Source organism: Bradyrhizobium sp. UFLA05-125, assembly GCF_059803515.1.
This window is the reverse complement of record NZ_JBANBJ010000075.1, coordinates 1-19670: the sequence shown is the minus strand read 5'-3', so window position 1 is coordinate 19670 and position 19670 is coordinate 1. Positions and strand designations below refer to the sequence as shown.

At 64.6% G+C, this 19670-nt stretch carries 21 protein-coding genes and 1 pseudogene; 5 read left to right on the top strand and 17 right to left on the bottom strand.

The genetic code is table 11. The annotated features are described in order from the left end of the window. Positions 1 to 71 precede the first annotated feature (71 nt). From SO156_RS37790 to SO156_RS37780, 3 genes are all read right to left on the bottom strand, one after another. Positions 72 to 926, bottom strand: coding sequence for a TIGR01459 family HAD-type hydrolase (locus SO156_RS37790; RefSeq protein ID WP_458148764.1), 855 nt, complete (start codon positions 924 to 926; stop codon positions 72 to 74). 15 nt (positions 927 to 941) lie between these two features. After that, positions 942 to 2366 (bottom strand): EAL domain-containing protein, encoded by a 1425-nt coding sequence (locus SO156_RS37785; protein WP_458148763.1) that lies wholly within the window; start codon positions 2364 to 2366, stop codon positions 942 to 944. A gap of 138 nt (positions 2367 to 2504) precedes the next feature. Next, positions 2505 to 4061 (bottom strand): winged helix-turn-helix domain-containing protein, encoded by a 1557-nt coding sequence (locus tag SO156_RS37780; protein WP_498538340.1) that lies wholly within the window; start codon positions 4059 to 4061, stop codon positions 2505 to 2507. A 114-nt stretch (positions 4062 to 4175) separates the two neighbouring features. Here SO156_RS37780 and SO156_RS37775 point away from each other — a divergent pair, with 114 nt between their 5' ends. After that, positions 4176 to 5018 carry a class I SAM-dependent methyltransferase gene (locus SO156_RS37775; RefSeq protein WP_498538339.1) on the top strand — a complete coding sequence of 281 codons (843 nt, stop codon included), beginning with the start codon at positions 4176 to 4178 and terminating at the stop codon, positions 5016 to 5018. 168 nt (positions 5019 to 5186) lie between these two features. Here SO156_RS37775 and SO156_RS37770 read toward each other — a convergent pair whose 3' ends face one another. From SO156_RS37770 to uvrC, 7 genes are all read right to left on the bottom strand, one after another. Continuing rightward, positions 5187 to 6317, bottom strand: a complete 1131-nt coding sequence (locus SO156_RS37770; protein WP_498538356.1) for a YihY/virulence factor BrkB family protein — start codon at positions 6315 to 6317, stop codon at positions 5187 to 5189. Beyond that, on the bottom strand, positions 6317 to 6904 hold the full coding sequence (locus SO156_RS37765; RefSeq protein WP_458148760.1) for a phage holin family protein: 588 nt from the start codon (positions 6902 to 6904) through the stop codon (positions 6317 to 6319). The genes SO156_RS37770 and SO156_RS37765 overlap by 1 nt, the downstream gene beginning before the upstream one ends. Positions 6905 to 6990: 86 nt before the next feature. After that, the gene (prmB, locus tag SO156_RS37760) at positions 6991 to 7950 is read right to left on the bottom strand and encodes a 50S ribosomal protein L3 N(5)-glutamine methyltransferase (RefSeq protein ID WP_458148759.1); all 960 of its coding nucleotides are present in this window, start codon (positions 7948 to 7950) and stop codon (positions 6991 to 6993) included. Continuing rightward, positions 7950 to 8417: a molybdenum cofactor biosynthesis protein MoaE gene (locus SO156_RS37755; protein WP_458148758.1), complete on the bottom strand. Its 468-nt coding sequence runs from the start codon at positions 8415 to 8417 to the stop codon at positions 7950 to 7952. The genes prmB and SO156_RS37755 overlap by 1 nt, the downstream gene beginning before the upstream one ends. Before the next feature lie 10 nt (positions 8418 to 8427). Further along, on the bottom strand, positions 8428 to 8679 hold the full coding sequence (moaD, locus tag SO156_RS37750) for a molybdopterin converting factor subunit 1 (protein ID WP_027523064.1): 252 nt from the start codon (positions 8677 to 8679) through the stop codon (positions 8428 to 8430). Continuing rightward, a complete protein-coding gene (gene pgsA, locus SO156_RS37745; protein ID WP_449382822.1) occupies positions 8676 to 9293 on the bottom strand; it encodes a CDP-diacylglycerol--glycerol-3-phosphate 3-phosphatidyltransferase in 618 nt (205 codons plus the stop codon). Before pgsA ends, moaD begins: the two co-directional genes overlap by 4 nt. A 94-nt stretch (positions 9294 to 9387) precedes the next feature. After that, on the bottom strand, positions 9388 to 11448 hold the full coding sequence (uvrC, locus tag SO156_RS37740) for an excinuclease ABC subunit UvrC (RefSeq protein WP_498538338.1): 2061 nt from the start codon (positions 11446 to 11448) through the stop codon (positions 9388 to 9390). Positions 11449 to 11702: 254 nt separating this feature from the next. Here uvrC and SO156_RS37735 point away from each other — a divergent pair, with 254 nt between their 5' ends. Further along, the gene (locus SO156_RS37735; RefSeq protein ID WP_458148755.1) at positions 11703 to 12326 is read left to right on the top strand and encodes an outer membrane protein; all 624 of its coding nucleotides are present in this window, start codon (positions 11703 to 11705) and stop codon (positions 12324 to 12326) included. A 70-nt stretch (positions 12327 to 12396) separates the two neighbouring features. On the opposite strand, the gene SO156_RS37730 is transcribed toward SO156_RS37735, so the two are convergent. From SO156_RS37730 to SO156_RS37715, 4 genes are all read right to left on the bottom strand, one after another. Beyond that, positions 12397 to 12612: a cold-shock protein gene (locus SO156_RS37730; RefSeq protein WP_027523068.1), complete on the bottom strand. Its 216-nt coding sequence runs from the start codon at positions 12610 to 12612 to the stop codon at positions 12397 to 12399. Positions 12613 to 12863: 251 nt separating this feature from the next. Next, positions 12864 to 13724, bottom strand: coding sequence for a 23S rRNA (adenine(2030)-N(6))-methyltransferase RlmJ (locus tag SO156_RS37725; protein WP_498538337.1), 861 nt, complete (start codon positions 13722 to 13724; stop codon positions 12864 to 12866). 98 nt (positions 13725 to 13822) lie between these two features. After that, a complete protein-coding gene (locus SO156_RS37720) occupies positions 13823 to 14515 on the bottom strand; it encodes a ribonuclease T2 family protein (protein WP_458148753.1) in 693 nt (230 codons plus the stop codon). Between the two features lie 104 nt (positions 14516 to 14619). Next, complete coding sequence (locus SO156_RS37715) at positions 14620 to 15087, bottom strand: hypothetical protein (protein WP_458148752.1); 468 nt, start codon at positions 15085 to 15087, stop codon at positions 14620 to 14622. Between the two features lie 181 nt (positions 15088 to 15268). Between SO156_RS37715 and SO156_RS37710 the strand changes: the two genes are divergently transcribed. Then, positions 15269 to 15574: a hypothetical protein gene (locus SO156_RS37710; RefSeq protein WP_458148751.1), complete on the top strand. Its 306-nt coding sequence runs from the start codon at positions 15269 to 15271 to the stop codon at positions 15572 to 15574. Positions 15575 to 15612: 38 nt separating this feature from the next. Next, on the top strand, positions 15613 to 16149 hold the full coding sequence (locus SO156_RS37705; RefSeq protein WP_498538336.1) for a DUF3617 domain-containing protein: 537 nt from the start codon (positions 15613 to 15615) through the stop codon (positions 16147 to 16149). A 202-nt stretch (positions 16150 to 16351) separates the two neighbouring features. On the opposite strand, the gene SO156_RS37700 is transcribed toward SO156_RS37705, so the two are convergent. The 3 genes from SO156_RS37700 to SO156_RS37690 are packed head-to-tail and all read right to left on the bottom strand — an operon-like array spanning position 16352 to position 19029. Further along, complete coding sequence (locus SO156_RS37700) at positions 16352 to 17740, bottom strand: ATP-binding protein (protein WP_458148749.1); 1389 nt, start codon at positions 17738 to 17740, stop codon at positions 16352 to 16354. A 21-nt stretch (positions 17741 to 17761) separates the two neighbouring features. Next, positions 17762 to 18490: a response regulator gene (locus tag SO156_RS37695; protein WP_458148748.1), complete on the bottom strand. Its 729-nt coding sequence runs from the start codon at positions 18488 to 18490 to the stop codon at positions 17762 to 17764. Then, positions 18487 to 19029 (bottom strand): MarR family winged helix-turn-helix transcriptional regulator, encoded by a 543-nt coding sequence (locus SO156_RS37690; RefSeq protein WP_458148747.1) that lies wholly within the window; start codon positions 19027 to 19029, stop codon positions 18487 to 18489. Before SO156_RS37690 ends, SO156_RS37695 begins: the two co-directional genes overlap by 4 nt. A gap of 344 nt (positions 19030 to 19373) precedes the next feature. On the opposite strand from SO156_RS37690, the pseudogene SO156_RS37685 reads away from it, so the two are divergent. Next, positions 19374 to 19670 (top strand): annotated as a pseudogene (locus SO156_RS37685) (branched chain amino acid aminotransferase); the annotation flags it as partial.

Below are 19670 nucleotides of genomic sequence, written 5' to 3'. Positions count from 1 at the left end.
CGAAGCATCGAACCCGGAATCTCGAGATTCCGGGTTCGCCCTTCGGGCGCCCCGGAATGACGGTCATGCATTTACCATTTCAATTCGCGCATCAGCGCCTTCGGCGGGTGGCCGAACAACTCCAGCACCGAGGCCGGATCAAGCTGGTCGAGGCCCTCGAACTCCTCGGAATGAATGCCGCGGGTAACGAACAGGCAGTCGATGCCGAACTCGCGCGCGCCGGTTAGGTCGGTGCGCACGGAATCGCCGATCGCGAGAACCTTCTTGCGATCGATCTGATGGCCCTGGCGCTCGCCCGCGAGTGCCATCGCGCGCTCGTAGATCGGCCGGTGCGGCTTGCCGTAGAAGATCACCTCGCCGCCGAGTTCGCGGTAGAGTTCGGCGATGGCGCCGGCGCAGTAGATCAGCCGGTCGCCACGCTCGACCACGATGTCGGGATTGGCGCAGACCAGCGTGAGCTTGCGCTCGCGCGCCTTCAGCATCATGCCGCGATAATCTTCTGCCGACTCGGTCTCGTCGTCATAGAGGCCGGTGCAGACGATGTAGTCGGCCTCCTCCAGCGGCGCGAGCACCGCGTCGAGCCCGCGATGGATCGAGCTGTCGCGCTCGGGGCCGAGCCAGAACAATTTTCGGCCGGGATGATCGGCGACATAGAGCCGCGTCAGATCGCCCGAGGATACGATGGCGTCATAGGTCTCGTCGGCAACGCCGAGCTTGCGCAACTGTCGCTGCACCGAATCCGCTGGACGCGGCGCGTTGGTGATCAGGACGACCGTCCCGCCCTGGTGCCGGAAATTGTGCAGCGCCTCGCAGGCTTCGGGGAAGGACTCTAGCCCGTTATGGACCACGCCCCAGATGTCGCTGAGCACGACGTCCACGTCCGCGACGAGCTCGCGGAGGCTCTCGACGAAATGCAGCGTGGTCATGACATGAACAGACGGTCAGATGCGGCGCGCGAGCGCCGCATTGCCGGTGATGCGCTGTGACGGCGGCACGGAAGTGGTTTCGCCTGAGCTGGACGGGGCGGAGCCATTGGATACCTGTTGCTGCGCCTGGTCCGGCGCGCCTCCGGCCGTAGCAGATGCACCCTCCGGCCGCAATGGCCGGGGCGGGGCGAACAGGAAACCCTGGCCGAACCGCACGTCGTAATCCAGGAGATCGACGACTGCGCGCTCGCCCTCGATCCGCTCGGCGATGAGGTCGATGCCGAAGCGGCCGAGCAGGTCGGACAGGTCGGAGGGATGGATGTCCGAGGTCGAGGCCTGCTTGGGATCGAGCAGCAGCGCAGCCGGCACCTTGATGAAGCGCACGCCGCGGTCGGCGAGCTCGCGCGGCTCGATGCGCAGGTCAGTCACGTGGTCGATCGAGAAGCGGAAGCCGCGCTGGGCGAGCGCTGCTAGGTTCTCGGTCTCGGCGGGACCGAGGTTGCGGAACGTCGATTGCTTGAATTCGAGCACCAGCGAAGGCGCGAGCGCCCGGTTGGCCTCGAGGAAGTCGAGGCATTGGGCAAAGGTGGTGGAATTGCCGAGCGTGGAGGCCGCGACGTTGCAGAACACGCCGACGTCCTTGTTGCGCACCATCAGTCGGCGCAGCACCTGCACACAGCGCAGCATCACCATGTTGTCGATGCGCCCGATCAGCCCCGAGGCTTCCGCGATGCTGATGAACTCCTCGGCGGCGACGAGCTGGTCGCGCTCGTCGCGCACCCGCGTCACAGCCTCGTAGAAACGGACCTTGCGCTGCGGCAGCGTCACCATCGGTTGGAGGAAGATGTCGATGCGGTTCTCGTCGATCGCGCTGCGCAGTGTCGCGAGCAGCTGCGTTTGGTTGCGAGCGCTGGCAGTCGCAACGGGAGCGATTGGGGCTGCCCGTGGAACCGGCGGCGGCGCGGCTGGCTGAGGCTCCGGAGTTGCCAACAGTCCGTGTGCCGTCTCGGCTTCCGGCTGTGCGGCGGGCGTGTCCGTTGCCAGCAGGTCCTCATGCGTCGCCACGGTAGCGGCGAGCTGCTTGACGAGCCCGCCGAGCTCGTTGATCTCGGCGGCCACCGACTGGACGCGGTCCGCGTTGGTGGAATTGGCGGACGCGACGCGCCCCTCGACCGCCGCCAGCCTGCGGCCGAATTCGGCGACCTGGCGGGCGAGATCGGCAGTGCCGCGCGACAGATCGGCGATCTGGTTGCCGACGTCGCTGCGGTCGCGCAGGCGCATCGAGACCGCGTTGTACAGGATCAGGAAGGTCAGCGCGGTCAGTGCCACGATCGCGGATTCGGTTCCACTGATGCCGGCCACCGAATGAAGGACGAGGCCCAGCGAGGCTGCGACCAGCACCATGCAGATGGCGATGAAGATCGTAGAAATACGGATCATGACGTGCGCTACGCCCTAAGTGTTGACTGCCCCACCCGGGAAGACACGGGCACGTCTCTTGCACGCTTTTGTCAAACGCTCCCCCAAGCGGGGGTGACCTTAACATCATTGTTGATTCGCGGGGATAGTCGTCGCGCGCTAGGCGAGACCGGCGCGGCGAAAGCCTTCCAGGTAGCGATTGCGGTCGGTCGCGAACTGGATCGGCATGAACTCGGCAATCCAGGCGAGCGAGACGTTCGGCTGGGCCCGGCGTAGCTCCCGCAGTGCGGAGCGGGCAAGGTCCGCGTGGCCGGCCATGCCAGCTGCCGAGGTCAGCACCCTGTGCGCGCCGACGAAATCGCTGCGCTGGCGCAAGGCCTCGTGCGCGAGCCGAATCGCCTCCTCATAATCGCCGCCGAGGAAGCGGGCATAGGCTGCGATGCCGAAATAGACTGGCGCGTAAGGATCGCGCGGGCTGAGGCGGATGGCGCGGCGGGCTGCCGCGTCAGCATCCTGCCAGCGGCCGCAATAGCTGAGCGCCAGCCCATGATAGCCCTGCGCCAGCGCGAAGCTCGGATTGAGCCGCTGCGCGGTCTCGAATTCGGCGAGCGAATCCTCGAAGCGCCGCGCGAACAGATGGACGTGGCCGAGCGCGTTATGTGCCCACGGATCCTCGTCGTCGGCCCGGATCGCCGCGAGTGCCGCGCGCTCGGCGATCGGCACCGCGGCCGCCATGTCCATCCAGCCCATATGGGCGGTGAACATGTAGCTGGTTCCGAGCAGGCCCAGCGCCTTGCCGTAATTCGGGTCGAGCGCGATGGCCTTTTCCAGCAGGGCCTGCGCGACCACGTGGTCCTGCCGCGTCACGCGCCAGTAGTGCGAGAGTGCACGCATCAGCAGGTCCCAGGCATCCATGCTGTCGGGTGGTTTGTGCTGGGCGCGAAAATTCTCGGCCGCGTAGAGCTGCGGCTCGATCGCGGCGACGATGGCTTCCGTGATCTCGTCCTGCACCGCGAACACGTTGGCGAGCTCGCGGTCGTAACGTTCCCCCCAGAGATGGCTGCCGGTCGCGACGTCGTTGAGCTGCGCGGTGATGCGCACACGGTCGCCGCCCTTGCGCACGCTGCCTTCGACGACATAGCGGACGCCGAGCTCGTCCGCGACCTGCCGGAGGTGAACCGTCCGGCCCTTATAAATGAAGGAGGAGTTACGCGCGATCACGAAGAACCAGCGCAGCTTCGACAGCGCCGTGATGATGTCCTCGCTGATGCCGTCGGAAAAATACTCCTGCTCAGTATCGCCGCTCATATTGGTGAACGGCAGCACGGCGATTGCCGGCCGGTCGGGCAGCGGCTGGGCGGATGGCTGCGTCCGCCCGGCCGGCGCCGCCGACGGGGCAGCTTTGCTCGTTTCGACGACGTCGCCGACGAAGCGCACGCCCTTGCGCGCTACGGTGCGGATCAGCCGTTGCTCATCGCCGGTGTCGTTTATCGCGCGCCGTGCCGCGTTGATGCGGCTTGCGAGCGTGGAGTCGGAGACGACGCGCCCGTTCCACACTGCATCGAGCAGATTGTCGCGCGTCACCACGCGGTCGCGGTTGCGGATCAGATGCATCAGCAGGTCGAACACCTGCGGCTCGAGCGCGATGAGGCTGTCCGCCCGCCGCAATTCGCGGCGTTCGGGATCCAGCGAAAAATCCTCGAACTGGAACGCCACGGCCGGCTCCCGCTCAGAAATCAAGGCGCTCTCAACGTAAAATAACGGCACTCTCAAAGCCAGTCACGGGCCTGCGCTCTATCGTCCCGGCATCTTCAACCGGAGGAAATTGCCATGTCGACATCCGCAGCACTCAGCAAGCCCGCCGACGCACAGCCGGACCTCGCCGCGCTCAAGCAGCGCCAGCACGGAGCCTGGTCGTCCGGCGATTATGCCGTCGTTGGCACCACCTTGCAGATCGTCGGCGAACAGCTCTGCGAGGCGCTCGACCTGCGCGCCGGCAGCAAGGTGCTCGACGTTGCCGCCGGCAACGGCAATGCGACGCTTGCCGCCGCCCGCCGCTGGTGCGATGTCACCTCGACCGATTACGTGCCGGCGCTGCTCGAGCGCGGCCGCGAGCGCGCCGCGGCCGAGCGCCTGACCGTCGCCTTCCGTGAGGCGGACGCCGAGGCGCTGCAGTTCCCGGATGCCTCATTCGACGCTGTACTTTCGACCTTCGGCGTCATGTTCACGCCCAACCAGGACAAGGCGGCTTCCGAACTTGCGCGGGTGTGCCGCCCAGGCGGCAAGATCGGGCTCGCCAACTGGACGCCGCAGGGCTTTATCGGGCAGCTCTTCAAGACGCTCGGCAAGCACCTGCCGCCGCCGGCCGGGGTGAAATCGCCGGCCCTGTGGGGCACAAAGGCCCGGCTCGAGGAGATGTTCGGCGGCCAAGCGTCGGAGATCGTCGCCGAGCCTCGAATGTTCGTTTTCCGCTACCGATCACCCGAGCACTGGCTCGACGTGTTCAAGTCGTTCTATGGACCCATGCTGAAGGCATTCGCCGCGCTCGACGACAACGGCCAGGCGGCGCTGCGTCGCGATCTCCTGGGTCTCGTCGGCGAGTTCAACCATGCCGATGACGGTACGGTGGTCGTGCACAGCGAATACCTGGAAGTGGTGATCAGCAAGCGCTGAGCTGCCGTGGTCAGGCCGGCGCATGTCCGGCCTGACCACACCAAAGCGCAATGAGATTAGTATGAATCGTCATCGCGCTTTCGGTTGTTGTTTGAGCATGATCTCCGCGCAAACGCGTTCCGCGTTTGTCGCGTGGGAAAACCGCTCCGCACTCTTCCGGATCATGATCTAGGATGGCGCGGCGGCGCCGACCGTATCGGCCGAAACGGCTTCGCGACGGCCGAGCGGCTTGGGCTTTCCCTTGGTTGTATCCCGCAAGGTTTGCCGCTCGATCTCCGAGTTCAGCTCGGCTCCGAACATGATGACGATGGCGGATACCCACATCCACATCATCAATCCGATCGCTGCTCCCAGCGAACCGTAGGTGGCGTTGTAATTGGCGAATTCCGAGAGATACCAGGAGAGCAGCGCCGAGCCGGCGATCCACAGAACGGAGGCCGTCACCGCGCCGATGCTGAGCCATTCCCAGCGCGCGGCGTCGCGGCTGGGCGCGAAGCGGTAGAGGATGGCGAGCGCGACCAGCAGGACGACGAACAGCAGCGGCCACCGCGCCGTCGCGACGATCAGCTTGCTCTCCGGAGCGAGGCCGAGATGGTTCAGCGCGAGCGGTAAGGCGACCACGGCGCCGACCATCAGCAGAAGCGCGACAAGGCTGCCGACCGTGAAAGCCAGCGACACCAGATTGAGCCGGATGAAGCTGCGCTTCTCGCGCTCCTCATAGGCGACGTTGAGCGCGTCGATGATGGATTTGACGCCGGCATTGGCGCTCCAGATCGCCAGCACGAGGCCGAACAGGAAGGTGGCGCCAAGAGCCGTGTTGCCCTTCGACACCACCCGTCCGATCTGGTCCTCGATGATCTGGAACGTTCCCTCGGGCAGCATCATCGCCAGCGTCTGCAGGTTGGCGCTGATCGTCGAGGGGTTGGCGAACAGCCCATAAAAGGAGACGAGGGCGGTGATGGCGGGAAAAATCGCAAGCAGCCCGAAGAAGACCACGCCGCCTGCGGTCGCGAGCAGGCGATCCTCGTCGATGCGCTGGTAGGTGCGCCAGAGAATGTCCTTCCAGCCGGCAAAGGGAATCTTGAACGGGCTTTTGGACCGGCGGCCGTGGCCGCCCTGCAAGGCGGCGCGAGCGGGATGGGTTTCGGGCGAATTGCCTTCCGAGTTGCGGCGATCCTCGACGGCGGCGGATCGCGGCGAGACGTAGCCCTGAAAGTAGCGTTCCGCCGATAGCACCAACACCGTGGTGGCGGCGACAAGCAGCCAAACGTCGAGCTGCTCGGAACGCCGCGGCAGCATCATGCGTCCAATCGATGGCTGTGGCGCCTTCGGCGCGCCGCCGTCAGACCCAATAGCCCGATGGCCGCGAGCATCAGGCCGAGCTGCACCGAACGGTTGCCCCGGGCCGGCGAACCGCCGTTGCGATGGCTCTTTTCGCCCGGCGCGAGTGGCACCAGTGGGATCGCGGTCGCGACCTCCTTCACGGCCTCCTTGACCGTTCCGCGCGGAATCCGGGGCGTGGCAATCGCGACACGCAGCCGGCTTGCGAGCGGCACGACCGTTTTGGGCTGACGTTTCATCTGGGCCATCGCGATGCCGGCACAGATCGCCGCCAGCACCAGAAGCACGGCGCCGACGGCGCCGAAGGCCCAGAACATTCCGTAGGTGAGCTCGACCCAGCGGAACAGCGCCATCAGTCCGACGAAGAAGGCGGCGATGACGAACAGGCCCGCGACGGCGAACAGCCCGGCGGCGACCGCATAGGACGTGGCCTTGCCGGTGGCTTGACTGGTTCGGTCGCGGAAGTAGGACCGGGTGGCGCGCTTGAGGTGGTTGAGCTTGAGCGCCACTCCGGCGCGCAGCAATTCGCCCGATGGCGCAAGCATGCGAAACATCCTCCAGCGGCCGTGGCTGACAGCGTTGTTGGTGGATGAACGTAGAGGCGTTTGACTTGTTCCGGCAACCGCTCGCGTCAGCCGAGATCGGCGGCCGCAATCCAGAATACCTCGCCCTCCGAGTCCTCGGTGTCGAGCCAGAGCAGCGGCAGTTCGGGGAACACCTCATCGATGCGCTCGCGTCCCCGGCCGATCTCGCACAGCAATCCACCCCCAGGCGTGAGGTAGCGAGGTGCGTCTTGCAGGATGCGGCGCACGACATCGAGCCCGTCGGCGCCGCCATCGAAGGCGAGCTTCGGCTCGGCACGGCATTCCGGCGGCAATGACTTCATCCCTTCCGCATCGACATAAGGCGGGTTGGAGATGATCAGGTCGTAGCGTGCGTTGCCGAGCGGCGCGAACAGGTCGCCGCGATGGAGCGTGACGCGGTCTTCGAGACCGTAGTCGGCGACATTGCGCGCGGCAACCTCGATCGCCCCTTTGGAGATGTCGACGGCATCGACTTGCGCGTTCGAGAAATGCTGCGCAGCGAGGATCGCAAGGCAGCCGGAGCCGGTGCAGAGATCGAGCACACGTTCGACGCCGGTGGGATCGTCGATCAGCGAGCCTTCCTCGCCGTCACCGCCGAGATGCGAATCCAGGAGCTCGCCGATGAAGGAGCGTGGCACGATCACGCGCTCGTCGACGTAGAAGGGCAGGCCGCGCATGTAGACCTTGTTGACGAGATAGGCGGCTGGCTTGCGCGTGGCGATGCGCGCCTCGATCAGAGCAAGGATGGACTTGCCTTCGGCCGCGCTGACGCGGGCATTGGCGAAAATCTCGAACTGCTCGGGATTGAGATGCAGCACCTCGCAAATCAGGAAGGCAGCCTCTGCCACCGGATCGGTCGTGCCATGCGCGAAGGCAAGCTTGGTTTCGACGAAGCGGCTCACCGCATAGCGGACGAAATCGAGCAGCGTCACGAGCTCGCCGGCCGCGACCTTTGCAAGCTTTGGCGCGGCGCGGCCGCGCGTGGTCTTCTTGGATGCTTTTGCCATCAGGATTTGGTCCAGCGTGCGGCGGCCTGGTCGTCGCGGGTATTAGCCTCGACCCAGCCGGTACCCGTCGCGCTCTCTTCCTTCTTCCAGAACGGCGCGCTGGTTTTCAAGTAATCCATCAGGAACTCGGCGGCCTGGAATGCCGCCTGGCGATGCTGCGAGGCGGTCACCACCAGCACGATGTTCTCGCCGGGCGTGATCCGGCCGACGCGATGGATCACGGTGACGCCGTCGAGCGGCCAGCGCGAGGTGGCCTCGTCGACGTGACGCTTGATCTCTTCCTCGGCCATGCCCGGATAATGTTCCAACGTCAGCGCCGAAATCTTCGCCCTGTCCTCGTCGCCGCGACAGATGCCGGAGAAGCTTACGACCGCGCCGATATCGGTGCGACCGTTCGTCAGCGCAGCGATCTCGCTTGCGACGTCGAAATCGTCTTGCTGGATGCGGATGGTGACGGGGCCGGACATGCGCGCGACGCTAGCCGCCGGTCATCGGCGGAAAAAACGCGATCTCGCGGGCGCCGGCGATCGCCGCATTCGGCTTGACGTGGGCGTGATCGATCGCGGCGCGGATCACCTTGGGCTTCTCGAACGCATAGGCATAGGCTTCGCTCCGGCCGGAGAGCCATGCGATCAGTTCCTCGATCGTGCGCACGCTGGCTGGCGGCTCGATCGTCTCCTCCGCTTTGCCGATGCGCTCGCGCACCCAGGCGAAATACTTCACCTTCATCCCTCATCCTCCTTGATGAGGTGATGGATGCCGGCGCGGAAATAATCATAGCCGGTGTACATGGTGAGCAGCGCCGACGCCCACAGCAGGAGCAGGCCGATCTGGGTCACCACCGGCACCACCTGGTCGCCGGCCTCGCCCGCGAGCAGGAAGCCGATCGCAACGAGCTGGACCGTCGTCTTCCATTTGGCGAGCTTGGTCACGGGCACGCTGACGCGCAGCGCCGCCAGATATTCGCGCAGGCCCGACACCAGGATCTCGCGGCACAGGATCACGATGGCGGCCCACAGCGACCAGCCGTGGATGATGCCGTCGGCCGCCAGCATCAGAAGGCACGAGGCGACCAGGAGTTTGTCGGCGATCGGGTCGAGCATCCGACCGAAGGCTGACTGCTGGTTCCAGATCCGGGCGTAATAGCCGTCGAGGTAATCCGTCACCCCTGCCGCGATGAAGATGGCAACCGCCACCCAGCGCAGCCACAGCGGCCCGTCCATGATCGACTGGGCGTAGATGCAGCCCACCACCACCGGGATCGCAGCGATCCGGGCGTAGGTCAGGATGTTCGGAAGGGACATCGAGCTCTTGGTGGCCCCCCGTGTCGTGGCGATGTTCATTCGTTCTACCAATACCGCTGCCGCATCCAGGTCAACCGTCCCGGCCTCAATGAGGTGCGGAGACGACGACCATATGACTGCTGTCCCCTTTAGTTCACCCCGGCTGGGGATGGAAATACTCGAAAATCTTGCGGGCGCTTTCCGCGCTCACTCCCGGAACCTTGCCGAGATCGGCGATCGACGCCCGCTCGATCTCCTTCAGGGTTCCGAAATGATGCAGCAAGGCACGTTTGCGTGACGGGCCGATGCCCGGGATCTCCTGCAAACCGGCCTCGCGGATGTCCTTTTTGCGCAGCTTGCGGTGCGAGCCGATGACGAAGCGGTGGGCCTCGTCCCGCAACCTCTGAATGAAATAGAGTACGGGATCGCGCGGTTCGAGCTTGATCGCCTCGCGTTCCGGCATGAACAGCGTCTCGCGCCCGGCGTCGCGTTCCGGCCCCTTGGCGACCGACATCAGTGATACCTGGGTGAGCCCGAGGGTCTCGAAAATCTCCCGGACGGCGTTGAGCTGGCCGCGGCCGCCATCGATGATCACGAGATCGGGCCATTGCGGGAAGTCGTCGTCCTTGGCCTTCGTAGTTTCTTCGGGCGGACTGAGCAGCCGCTTGAAGCGGCGCTGCAGGACTTCCCGCATCATCGCATAGTCGTCGCCGGGCGTGAGCCCTTCCGACTTGATATTGAACTTGCGGTACTGGTTCTTCACGAAGCCGTCGGGCCCTGCGACGATCATGGCCCCGACCGCATTGGTGCCCTGGATATGACTGTTGTCGTAGACCTCGATGCGTTTCGGCGGATGGGGCAGGGTAAGGGTGGCGGCCATCGCTTCGAGCAGCCGGCTCTGTGTCGCCGTGTCAGCGAGCTTCCGCCCCAGCGCTTCGCGCGCATTGGTCAGAGCGTGGGTGACGAGCTCCTTCTTCTCGCCGCGTTTCGGCGTCGAGACTTCGACCTTGTGGCCGGCCTTGATCGACAGAGCGTTGGCAAGCAGCTCGCTTTCCTCGATCTCGTGCGAGAGCAGGATGAGCTTTGGCGGTGGCTTGTCGTCGTAGAACTGCGCGAGGAACGAGCCGAGCACCTCCTCCGGTGTGAACGTCTTCTCCGCGCGCGGGAAATAGGCGCGGTTGCCCCAGTTCTGCCCGGTGCGGAAGAAGAACACCTCGACGCAGGAGAAACCGCCCTCCTGGTGGATCGCGAACACGTCGGCTTCTTCCACGGTGCGCGGATTGATGCCCTGCTGCGACTGGATCGCCGACAGCGCGGCGAGACGGTCGCGATAGAGCGCGGCGCGCTCGAATTCGAGCTCGCCGGAGGCCTTCTCCATCTCGCCGGCAAGCTCCTGCTTCACGGCGTGGCTCTTGCCGGAGAGGAAGTCGGTCGCTTCGCGCACCAGCGTCGCATAGCCCGTGAAGTCGATCTCGCGGGTGCAGGGGCCGGCGCAGCGGCGGATCTGGTGCAACAGGCAGGGCCGGCTGCGGCTTTCGAAAAACGAATCGGTGCAGGAGCGGATCAGGAACGCGCGTTGCAGTGCGGTGATGGTGCGGTTGACGGCGCCCGCGGAAGCGAACGGGCCGAAATAGCGCCCGGGCCGGGTCTGCGCGCCGCGGTGCTTGAGGATCTGCGGCGCCCAATGGTCGCCGGTGATCAGGATATAGGGAAACGACTTGTCGTCGCGGAGCTGCACGTTGAAGCGCGGCCGGAGCTGCTTGATGAGGTTGGCCTCGAGCAGCAGCGCCTCGGTCTCGGTCGTGGTCGAGACGATTTCGACCGAGACCGTCGCCGCGATCATGCGCAAGATGCGCGCCGGCTGCGGCGCGCTAAGGCGCGCGTAGTTGGAGAGGCGTTTTTTGACGTTCTTGGCCTTGCCGACATAGAGCACGTCGTTGTTCGCATTGAGCATGCGATAGACGCCCGCCGAGGTGGGGGCTAACCGCACCGCGCGCTCGATCGCGTCATGTCCGGTCGCCAGCGGGCCTTCGCCGACTGCGCCGGTCTCTTCCAGGATGTCCGGCAGCCGCGCCTCGTCCTCGTCGTCGCCGCCATTCGTCGCGGGATCGACGTCGGGCGGCGTCAGCGCCTGCGGCGAGACGTCCGGCGCTGGGCCGCGCCGCACCTTCCGCGCGCGCGCAGTGTCCGGGGTGTCGGAGGAATCGTGATCCATATTGCGAATTTAGGCGCTGGGAGTGCCGATTTGAAGTTTCACCGGGGCTGGCCAAGCGGACCGCGCGCGGTGTTCCCGGTAACGCTTCCTTAAGACTGTTAAGCGGGCGGTAACCGCGCTTAACAACCCTTTAACTTAAAACTCTCGATAAATCCTACGCGAAAAGTTCTTGGTTCCGTAACCATGCGGTTTTGCCTTGCGCGCCGGTGCATGCAGACCGCGATGGCCTTGCGGCGGTTGCGTTGGAGTGTGTGATGAAGAGGCTCGTTATGGGCGCTGTGGCTCTGGTTGCAGCGGGCTGGAGCGCTTCGGCAGAGGCCGCCGATCTCAATTACGGGCAGCGTGCACCCTATACCGTCAACCAGCCGCTCAATGCCTATAGCTGGGCCGGTCCCTATCTCGGCGCCAATCTCGGCTATGAATGGGGTTCGGTCGGCAATAATCCCGCCAAGCCGGCCGGCTTCGTCGGCGGCATCCAGGCCGGCTACAATTTCCAGAACGGCCCGTGGGTGTTCGGCCTGGAAGGCGATATCCAGGCGGCCGGCGCCGACGATACGTTCGCGCCGTGGAAGTTCTCCAATCCCTGGTTCGGAACGTTGCGCGGTCGCGCCGGCTACGCCTTCAACAACATCCTGTTCTATGGCACCGCCGGTCTTGCCTTCGGCGAGTTGCGTGCGGAGACTTTCGGCTGGACGGAATCGCACACCACGGCGGGCTGGACTGCAGGTGTCGGCGCCGAGTTCGGCATCGCGCAGAACTGGAGCGCCAAGATCGAATATCTCTTCCTCGATCTGTCCTCGAGCCAGTTCGCGATCACTGGCGTGTCGAACGGTTATAGCGCCAGCGTGGTGCGCGCAGGCGTGAACTATCACTTCTGATAGCTAAGAAGAAAATACCGGACCTAAATCTCCCGGCCTCGCGCCGGGACTTTTTTGCGTCAGGCTTCGCCTAAGAAAGGATCACCAGGTTGACCGCCTTGGGTCCCTTGCCCTTCTTGTCCGGCTCGACTTCGAAAGTGATACGCTGTCCTTCGGTGAGGTCCTTCAGTCCCGCCCGCTCCACCGCCGTGATGTGAACGAAGACGTCGCGACCGCCGTCGTCCGGCTTGATGAAGCCGTAACCGCGCTCGCCGTTGAAAAACTTAACCGTGCCCGTCATGGCCATCGGGACTCCTCCCCCGCATTGCTCCTCCGCCGTGATGCAGTCCCGCACCTCGGCATGACCGGACATACGAGCCCGGGGAGCTGGCCACCCTTGGGCGGACGCGTCAGTCCGCCTGGATCCTTGTTAGGCCTTCACTCCGCCGCAACCATTCGCGGAAGCGGAACGTAAAGCCAGTCACGGGGCACAGCATAATACGGTTCTTTGCGGATTGACTACCGTTCATGCATAGTTTTCCCAATAGGTGTACTACTTTAGGGCTTTGGTACCTCCAGGCGGAAACGGGCCGCGCCGCCCTGGCCCAGCGGCTTTTCGAGCTCCGGCAGGATGGTCTTGAGCTCGCTCTGCAGCGTAAAGGGTGGGTTGACGATCAACAGCCCTGTCGTGACGAGTGGCGCGTCGGTACTTTGCGGTGCGACGCTGAATTCGAGCCGCAGGCATTTGCCCTGAGGTTTGGCTGCGGCTGCGGCCCGCGCCACCTGTTGCGCGAGCGCGTCGGTCGCGCGCCTGGATTTGGCGGGATACCAGATCACATAGATGCCGGTCGGCCACTTTGCGAACGCTTCCGAGAATGTCTCTCCGAGCCGCTCGAACTCGTCCTTGGCCTCGAAGGGTGGGTCGATCAGCACCAGACCGCGCCGCTCCTTCGGCGGCACGAAGGCCGGCAGCGCAACCCAGCCGTCGAGATCGACCACGCGCGCCTGCGTGTCGCGGCGCAGCACATCGATCAGCGCCTTGCGCGCCTTCGGCTCGAGCTCGCAGGCGACGAGGCGGTCCTGCGGCCGCAACAGGCCACGCACGATCAGCGGCGATCCGGGATAGGTCTTCAATTCGCCGCGTGGATTGAAAGCGCGGACGATGTCGAGATACGGCTTTGTGAGTGCGGCGACCTCGTTGGTCAGGCGTGCCTGCATGACGCGGGCGATGCCGGTCAGCCACTCGCCGCTGCGGCGCGCCTCCTCGCCTTCGAGATCGTAGAGGCCGGCGCCAGCATGCGTGTCGATGACGCGGAATGCGGCCGGCTTGTCCTGGAGGTAGGTCAGGATACGCGCCAGCACGATGTGCTTGATGACATCGGCGAAGCTGCCGGCGTGAAAGGCGTGGCGGTAGTTCATGTCGGACAGTTACGACATCGGGCGATGAAAGTAACTGCTGTCGTTGCGCAAAGGCGCCTCGCGTCGTTCCGCAATCACGAGGATGCAGACCTGCGATTTCAACCGCCGCGGATCGGCGGCATCGTCACCTGATCGCGGCGGCAGGCGCGGCGGTCGAGCTCCTCGCAGGAACGGAATTGCAGGTCCTTGTTCAGGCAGATGCGCACCTCCGACAGCCGTGTCCGGTTGCACGTCACCGAAACGCCGGAGCTGCTCAGACCCGGATTGGCCTTGATGAAGGCCTCCTCGACATCGGCGGGCGATACGGTCTTGGGCTGCGACAGATCGAGGTATTCGGCAGGAATCTTGATGACCGCGCGCGCTTTCCGGATGGTCTCGAAGTAATTGCGGTCCGTCAGGCCCGAGCAGGTGCCGTGCTTGTCCCATTCGTTGAAGATCAGCCCCGGCGCCGGCATCAGATCGAGCATGGAAGAGACGATGTTGCGGTTCAGCCGCGGCGCCGGCCGTTGGCAGAATTCCGGAAAGCCGTTCTCATATTGCGGCCACAGGCCGTGCACCACGAAGGCGTAGGGCCGTCCTCCGCACTGGATCTGGGAGCGGCCGCCGCGCTCGGCTGCCTCCTCGCAGAACGACGGCGACCAGGACAGCGACAACACGTAGAAATCAAACTCGCCGGGCGCATTCTGCCGCTTGTCCTGCGCCATTGCGTTGCCCGCCAGCGCAACGAGGCCTGCGGTGAGCAGGAGGGAGATCAGGAAACGGGACAGGGAATGCAATCTGGAATAAAACATGGCGACGCCCTTCAACTAGACTGTGCAAGAGAGCCTAGCAGGCGGCAAGAACATTTCAAGAACAAAATTGACGCCGCCGCTTTGGCGCGTACGATTCGCCCGAATCAGGGTTTTGCCGACCGGCAGACGGGATTGTATGCCCAGTTGCGGTCTAGACCGACCACGCACCATTCGACGCCCTGGCCGAACCCGGCAAAGCCACCGTCCTCGATGATCGAGAAATGCACCTTGCGCACCTTGCCGTCGCTGAGCATGGCCTCGCCCGTGCAATAGCGGCGCGGAATGTTGTCGGACTGCCAGGGCCGGAAGGCGGTCTCGTGGATGCCGGCGAAGCCCGTGATCTTCAACGAAGAATTCCAGAAGGAGCTTTCCTTCTCCCAGAACTGGGTGGCAATCGTGGGCAGCGCCTTGTCGCAGTCGGCGACGCGGCCGTCATAGCGCGGCCCATCCAGCCAGAAGTTCAGCTCCAGCGGATTGGCTGCCTTGGCCTCGCTGAGCGACAGCGCCCCCAGAACGAGGCCGAAGACCGCGGCAAAGCGGAGCGATTTCAGGGAGGTGGCGAGGTCGCGCATGGGCAATCCAGGAGGCATGGCTGCAGGCACCCGACCGTGCCGTGAAGGGGAGGAGAGGTCAAGTGCAGCACGGCAACACTCGCCGACGAGTTACACGTAAGGCCGCGTTCCGAAGGCCTTCCGTTCTTTTCAGCGCGCTCGCGGCGCCGTAGACTGGCGCCAGCCAAATGGAGTGACGGGAATGCGAATCATTGCGGCCGCGAGCCTTGTTGCCAGCCTGGTTGTCTCGGGACTGCTGGCGAGTGCGCCGGCGCGCGCCGACATCCTCCCGCTGCCCCCCTTCAAGGGCAACGACACCGGCGGCATCATCGCCTATTCGATGGCGACTCAGGTCGATGCGCGGCAAGTCGCGGTCGACCACTGCGCGCGTTACGGCAAGGTGGTGAAATTCCTCGCCGTGCAGCCCTATGATGGCGGCTACATCTCCTTCTCCTGCCGCTGGGTGCCGTATGGCGCAACCGAGCAGCCGCTGCGCACGCTTTACTGATCCTTTAAGACCGCAAGCGGCGACCGGGAGTTTGGCGCATGACGCGACGGCCTGTTGTTTTCTGCGTTAGCCTCTTCGCGCTCGCGGTGTCGGCGACGACGGTTGCGCATGCGGTGGATCTGCCGGTGCGCAAGGCCGGCCTCTGGGAAATGAAGATGCTCCGGTCCGGCGGGCCGATGCCGGAAATGACCATGCAGCACTGCACCGACGAGAGCGTCGACAAGGAGATGAACAACAACGTCTCCCCGATGGCCAAGCAGATCTGCACCAAGCAGGACATCCAGAAGACCGCCAGCGGTTACGTCAGCGATTCCGTCTGCAACGTCGCTGGCGCCACCACGACCTCGCATGCCGAAATCACCGGCGACTTCAACACTGCCTATACGGTGAAGAGCACCGCGCACATCCAGGGCGGCGTTGCCGGAACTGCCGGGCACGACTCGACTACGACGATCGAGGCCAAGTGGCTCGGCCCGTGCAAGGCGGACCAGAAGCCCGGCGACATCGTGATGCCCGGCGGCTTCAAGATGAACGTCAAGGACGCCGCGAAGCTGAAGGATCTGCTGCCGAAGTAGCTAAAGCATGATCCGGAAAAGTGTGAAGCGGTTTTCCGAAAAGATCATGCTCAAACAACAACCTAAAGCGCGATGATGATTCAGCCGAATCTCATCGCGCTTTTGGCTTGTAGCCCGGATGGAGCGAAAACGAAATCCGGGGCCGGTCTGTCGTCGCCCAGCAGAATTCCGGATGCGCTGGGCTCCATCCGGGCCACGCAGCTTACACCGGTATCCGCACCGACGCCCGCAATCCGCCCATCGGGCTGTCGCCGAGCGTGATGTCGCCGCCATGCGAGCGGGCGATGTCGCGGGCGATCGCAAGGCCGAGGCCGGTGCCGCCTTCGTCCTGGTTGCGGGCGTTGTCCAGCCGCAAGAACGGCTTGAACACTTCCTCGCGCAAATGCGTGGGGATGCCGGGCCCGTCGTCGTCGATGGTGACGGTGAGGTAACGGTGATCGCGCTGGCCGGTGATGGCGATCGTCTTGCCGTAGCGCGCCGCATTGGTGACGAGGTTGGCGAGGCAGCGCTTGAACGAGGCCGGCTTCACCGTCACCACGGGCAGGCCATTGAACGCGACGGTCGCGGTGTGGCCGTGGCGCTCGGCATCGCTGCGCAATTCCTCGAGCGCCTGCGCCATGTCGGTCGGCTGCGACTGCTCGCCGGAATCGCCGCGCGCGAAGGCAAGGTAGTCCTCGAGCATCATCGACATCTCGTCGACATCCTTGCGCATGCCCTCGAGCTCGGGATTGTCGCCGATCAGGGCCAGCTCCAGCTTGAAGCGAGTCAGGATGGTGCGCAGATCGTGGCTGACGCCGGCCAGCATCGCGGTGCGCTGCTCGATCGAACGCTCGACGCGCGATTTCATTTCCAGAAACGCCATTGCGGCACGCCGGACCTCGCGCGCACCGCGCGGGCGGAAGTGGGGCGCATCGCGGCCCTTGCCAAAACTTTCGGCAGCGTCCGCAAGCTTGAGGATCGGCTTGATCTGGTTGCGCAGAAACAGCACGGCAACGATCAAAAGGATCGACGAAGTGCCGACCATCCAGAACAGGAAAATCTCCGAGTTCGAAGCATAAGCCGCGCTACGCTGCGCGAACACGCGCATGATGGCGTCGTCGAGCTGGATGCGGATCTCGACGACGTTGGAGCGGCCGACGGTATCGATCCAGAACGGGCGTCCGATCTGGCGGCCGAGCTGCACCGAGAGCGTCTGGTCGAGCAGCGAGAAGAACGGCTTTGGTCCTGGCTGCGGCATGTCGCCGGCGGGCAGGAAGTCCACCACCAGCCCCAATCGCTGCTGGGCGATGCGTCGGATCTGGTCGCGGTCCTTGTCCTGCGGATAGCCCTTGTAGACGTCGATCAGCGCGGCGACGTCCTGCACCACCGCTGCCGACAATCTTCGTGTCACCGTGTTCCAGTGCCGCTCCATGAACACGAAGGCGACTACCGATTGCAGCACCACCATCGGGACGATCATGATCAGGAGTGCGCGGGCATAGAGGCCGGTCGGCATCCAGCCCTTGAACGCGTTGCCCATCCAGCCATTGGCTGCGGACACGCGGTCGGCGGCGCTCCTCAGCAGCGTCAGGCCGGTATCGATTGTACTCATCGCGTCCGCTTCATCCGGTCTCTATGGCGAGGCCACCAGCCGGTAGCCGATGCCCCGCACCGCCTGGAGGAACAGCGGATTGGCGGGGTCACGCTCGATCTTGCGGCGCAGACGGTTGATCTGCACGTCGACCGCGCGCTCGTTGACGCTGCCATTGCCGGTCAGGGCTGCGCGCGGCACCGTCTCGCCCTGGCTGTCCGCGAGGATGCGCAGCATCTCGCGCTCGCGGTCGGTCAGGTGGATGACCTCCTCGCCCTGGCGCAATTCGCCGCGATCGAGATGGAAGACGTAAGGGCCGAACGCGATCTTCTCGATCGTGGTGACCTGCGGCGGGGCGGTACGCTTGAGGATGTTGTTGATACGCAGTGCAAGCTCGCGCGGCTCGAAGGGCTTTGCCACATAGTCGTCTGCGCCGATCTGCAAGCCCTCGATGCGGGCTTCCGCCTCGTGGCGCGCCGTCAGCATCACGATCGGCACCGAGGAGGATGTCCGGATGAAGCGGGCGAGTTCGAAGCCGGTCTCGCCGGGCATCATGACGTCGAGGATCAACAGATCGAAATGCAGGCCCATGAGCTTGGCGCGGGCATCGCTCGCGCTGGCGGCGGTCGAAACGCGATAGCCTTCTGCGGCGAGGAAGCGCGACAGAAGATCGCGGATGCGGCGGTCGTCGTCGACGAGCAGGATATGCGGTGCGTCGTCGGCGGGCTCCACCGGCGGACGGGCGAGCGTGGCTGCGAGCGGCACGGTCACTCCTTTGTGGCTTGGTTGACGTTGGCGAAGATCGTCTCCAGCACCTTGTCGGGATCCTCGCGGTCGATCATCGCGCGCAGGAAGCGTTTCACGGTCTCGGCGTCCTGCGGGCCGATCTCGGTGAGTGCCCGGTTGATTCGCGTGGTCTGGAGTCCGGCGAGCTTCTGCACCAGCGCCTCGCCCTTCGGTGTCGCATAGAGCAGGCGCTGACGGCGGTCGTTATCGCCGGTCTTCTGCACGATATAGCCCTCATCGAGCAGTTGCTTGAGCACGCGCCCGAGCGACTGCTTGGTGATGCGCAGGACGTCGAGCAGGTCGGCGACCTTGAGGCCGGGATAGCGGTAGACGAAATGCATGACGCGGTGATGGGCCCGGCCGAAGCCGAACGCCTCCAGTTCCTGGTCGGGATCGCCAACGAAATCGCGATAGGCGAAGAACAGGAGCTCGATGATATCCCAGCGCAAATTGCCCGCATCGCTTGCTGCCGGCTTGGTCTCGGCGGCATCGGGGGAGGGGTGTGCGAAATTTATGTCAGGCATATTGACGTATCTTGGGTTCAATGTTACAAAACGATCGGCCCGGACGAAATTTTAGATCGCTTCGTTCGGGAATGATGTTGTCCAAAGCGGCCGGGGAAGTGCCGGACAGGCAGCGCCGGCCGGACCAGATCTACCGTGCGATTGTCGAGCGGCATGTCGGCAAAACATACTGGACTTCCGCCCTCCGCAAAAGCATGTCCTGTCGCGACATGCTGGCCACGGGAAACCGGCCGTAACAAGGCTGGTCACGGTCGGGGCCAGACCTGGTTAAGTTTATCAAGCCCGAAAGAGGCAGGCCGGCGCGATTCCGCGCGCCGATTGCGACAGCGGGAGGCAAGGGAAAAATGAGTCTGAAATTTGAAATCCAGCCTGCCACCACTCCGACCTCCGAGGCGGAGCGCATGGCAAAGCTTGAAAACCCTGGCTTCGGCCGGGTGTTCACCGACCACATGGCCGTGGTCCGCTACAGCCAGGCCAAGGGCGGTTGGCATGATGCGCACGTCGAAGCCCGTGCCAATTTCCAGCTCGATCCGGCCGGCGCCGTCCTGCACTACGCCCAAGAGATCTTCGAGGGCCTCAAGGCCTACAAGCGCGACGACGGCGGCGTGAACCTGTTCCGCCCCGACGCCAATGCGCGGCGC